General features: G+C 35.1%; 4 protein-coding genes and 1 pseudogene. 2 read left to right on the top strand and 3 right to left on the bottom strand.

Annotated elements, in window-relative coordinates:
- Positions 1 to 178: 178 nt before the first annotated feature.
- Positions 179 to 511, top strand: coding sequence for a YmaF family protein (locus tag AC1DUW_RS25035; RefSeq protein ID WP_053346122.1), 333 nt, complete (start codon positions 179 to 181; stop codon positions 509 to 511).
- 653 nt (positions 512 to 1,164) lie between these two features.
- Here AC1DUW_RS25035 and AC1DUW_RS25030 read toward each other — a convergent pair.
- The 3 genes from AC1DUW_RS25030 to AC1DUW_RS25020 all read right to left on the bottom strand — a co-directional run bounded on the left by AC1DUW_RS25030 (position 1,165) and on the right by AC1DUW_RS25020 (position 2,185).
- Positions 1,165 to 1,314, bottom strand: a complete 150-nt coding sequence (locus tag AC1DUW_RS25030; protein WP_169787516.1) for a hypothetical protein — start codon at positions 1,312 to 1,314, stop codon at positions 1,165 to 1,167.
- Positions 1,315 to 1,647: 333 nt separating this feature from the next.
- Positions 1,648 to 2,019, bottom strand: a complete 372-nt coding sequence (locus AC1DUW_RS25025; RefSeq protein WP_053346123.1) for a hypothetical protein — start codon at positions 2,017 to 2,019, stop codon at positions 1,648 to 1,650.
- A 10-nt stretch (positions 2,020 to 2,029) separates the two neighbouring features.
- Entirely contained in the window at positions 2,030 to 2,185 is a 156-nt protein-coding gene (locus AC1DUW_RS25020; RefSeq protein WP_477643740.1) for a hypothetical protein, read from the bottom strand.
- 147 nt (positions 2,186 to 2,332) lie between these two features.
- On the opposite strand from AC1DUW_RS25020, the pseudogene AC1DUW_RS25015 reads away from it, so the two are divergent.
- Positions 2,333 to 2,814, top strand: a pseudogene (locus AC1DUW_RS25015) (aminopeptidase); the annotation flags it as partial.

Below are 2,814 nucleotides of genomic sequence, written 5' to 3'. Positions count from 1 at the left end.
ACAAAGATTTTAATCCAAACAGGCCAAATTTGTAGCATCTTGTCAACCATGTATTACTTGAATCAATGCGTTTACATGATTTAGGTATTGGAAGATGGATTTAATGCAAAAAATGGGTGAACGGTTATAAAAATAGCGACCAATATTCTTTGGAAAAGTGATAGTTAGGAGTGTTAGGATGGTTGGAAAGGATGATTTTGTTCAGGGATTTGTGCCAAACCATAATCATGGGTCCGTTGACTATACATCTGTTAATAATGGCCATGTTCATCTGTGTTTAGATGTAACTTCACCTCCAGTTATGATTAAGGATGATAACCATGTGCATTACACTGAGGGTTATGTTGTCTTTGAAGATGGTCATACTCATTATTACCAGGCATATTCGGGTCCTGCTATTCCTGTAGGAAATGGAATGCATGTTCATTATTACGATTTTTATACGACTGAAGCAAACGGACATCGCCATCTGGTAAAGGGTGTTGACCAGCCAGCGCCTGGAAATAAGTAAAGTCATTCAAGCTGTTCCAATAATTATACTTTTTTATTAAGATTACCTGTACAATAACGTGCAAAAGCAGTTAGAATATGCGAATCTTACTGCTTTTATTTTTATTTATATGTTTTAATTCCTACGGCTACCTATTAAGTCTATTCCGAATATTGTTAAATAACCAAGAATTCACGTGAAGTCTTTCATATCATTTATTGTGTTTTAAAATAGAGGAAGAATAATGTTGAATGCATAATTACAATAACAAGGTCTTTCAAATCATCCAAGAAGGCCAATAATTCCTTCATCAATGGATGTGAATACTCATATGGATATCTTTATAATTTGGATATGGGTATTGAGGAAGTTAGTTAATATAAAAATTGACGATTGTAACTTGATGATCCTGACTAAAAGAATACTTTAGGGTAGCGTTTTTTCTTATAAAAATATTGTTTGTAGTCTAACTCATACATAAATAGCCCTTAAATGTTTATTTCCAAGGCTTTTCCCATTACTCCATATATATAAACTAGTTACAGATATGATTTACTCAAGGTATATCAAAAAAGAGAACTGATATCGATATATCAGTTCCCTAGTAAATATTCTTCTACATTTGTGAGGGATATGAGAGGAAATTTATACTGGAAACCAAAAAAGATCAGGCCCTATTGAACCTTCCCCTTATACTTGCTTCCATCATTATGCTCTTGGTTATTCTTTTCTGACATTTGTCTTTGATATGCTTTTGTCTCCGCATTCACATGGTTTGCATCATTTGGTTTATTCTTTTTAGAACGACCTGCACCATTACTCATATTTATTCACCTCCCGCAACAGCTTATCATACGTTTGTAGCTTACTCTTGTCCCCCAATTTTATACGCACGTCTGAATAGTACGAGTCACTGTTTTTTAAGGATACTGAACATGAAATTTCTAAAGAATCTATAGAAACGATGCAAATTCCTTCATTTGCAATTTAAATAGAGAAACAATCATAAAAAAACTTGCTTCTAAAGAAGAGCTGAGCATTTACCTCGACTCTTTTCTAAAATAATGTTACCGCTATCTATTTTGATACATTTATTAAGTAATGTGATTTCAGTAGATTAGAAGTAAGTTCCACTACATCCGCCTTTGATTTAATTTTTACCTTTTCGGTAATAAAGTATTTCGCATCAAATGTTTTATCACTGACAAAGTCCCTAATATCTCCTGCTTGTCCGCAATAAAGTAGCGTGCATCAAACGTTTTATCACTAACAAAATCCTTCGTATCTATCGCTTTGTCGACAATAAAGTTTTTGGTGTCACTCGCTTTATCCGTAACATAATATGCTGCATCCTCTACTAAGTCCTTCATATCACTTGCCTTATCAGCAATAATATATTTTGCATCGAGTACCTTATCCTTGACAAAGTCTTTCGCATCTTCGTCCTTGTCAACAACAAAATATTTTACATCATCTAATTTATAGCTTACTGAATCTTTCATATCGCGAAGTTTATTAAAAAATCCCATCGTCTCGCTCCTAACCGAAATGTAACGTTACAGATTTATCACGCATTATTGTCTTTAATCCGATGCGGTCTTCATAAGGAAGAGCAAGTTGCATTTCTTTAATGGCGCGCGTTACAACTGCATTTTTCTCGGCTGTTGTTGCCGCTTTAGTAAGACTAGACGACATGATGTGGACCATCATATGCTGTCATACTTCTTTATTTTTTGTTATAATATGTATTTTATTAAAAAACATTACAAAAGTCTCATTGATAGCGCTTACATACTAGCCATATACTAAACTAGTATTCTATTTTTTGGGAGGCGAAGGAGTTTGAGAAAAGGGACGAAGATTTTAGGAGCTTCTTTATTGGCAGGGAGTTTACTATTTTCATCACATTCTGTTATGGCAATCCAGGGTGAAAACCCGCCCGAGCATGCATTTGACAATAAAGTGATCAAACGAATCGATGTTGAAAAAATCTACCAGAATCTTTCACATTTAGCTGTAAATATTGGACCACGGGTAGCCGGAACACAAAGTGAACAAACGACTGTAGATTACATAACTGGTAAATTTAAGGAGTATGGACTTAACGAAGTAGAGGTCCAGCCTTTTCAATTTATTAAGGACTATAAACACCCAAGCTCTGTTTCCTTAAAAGTAAATGGGCGTAATTATGAAACGGCCGCCTTCCGCTTTTCCAATAACACACCTTCCGGCGGAGTGTCAGCAGAGCTTGTGTACGCAGGTCTAGGAACGACTGCAGAGGTAGCTCATGCTTCGGTAGAAGGAAAAATCGCCTTAATTAAAAG

The organism is Peribacillus sp. P4_C12 (assembly GCF_056402095.1).
This window is presented reverse-complemented; position numbering and strand designations above follow the sequence as displayed.

Coding starts and splice junctions, on each gene's coding strand:
- AC1DUW_RS25025 (WP_053346123.1), bottom strand. CDS start 2,019: ATGGGATTTTTTAATAAACTTCGCGATATGAAAGATTCAGTAAGCTAT.
- AC1DUW_RS25020 (WP_477643740.1), bottom strand. CDS start 2,185: ATGTCGTCTAGTCTTACTAAAGCGGCAACAACAGCCGAGAAAAATGCA.
- AC1DUW_RS25030 (WP_169787516.1), bottom strand. CDS start 1,314: ATGAGTAATGGTGCAGGTCGTTCTAAAAAGAATAAACCAAATGATGCA.
- AC1DUW_RS25035 (WP_053346122.1), top strand. CDS start 179: ATGGTTGGAAAGGATGATTTTGTTCAGGGATTTGTGCCAAACCATAAT.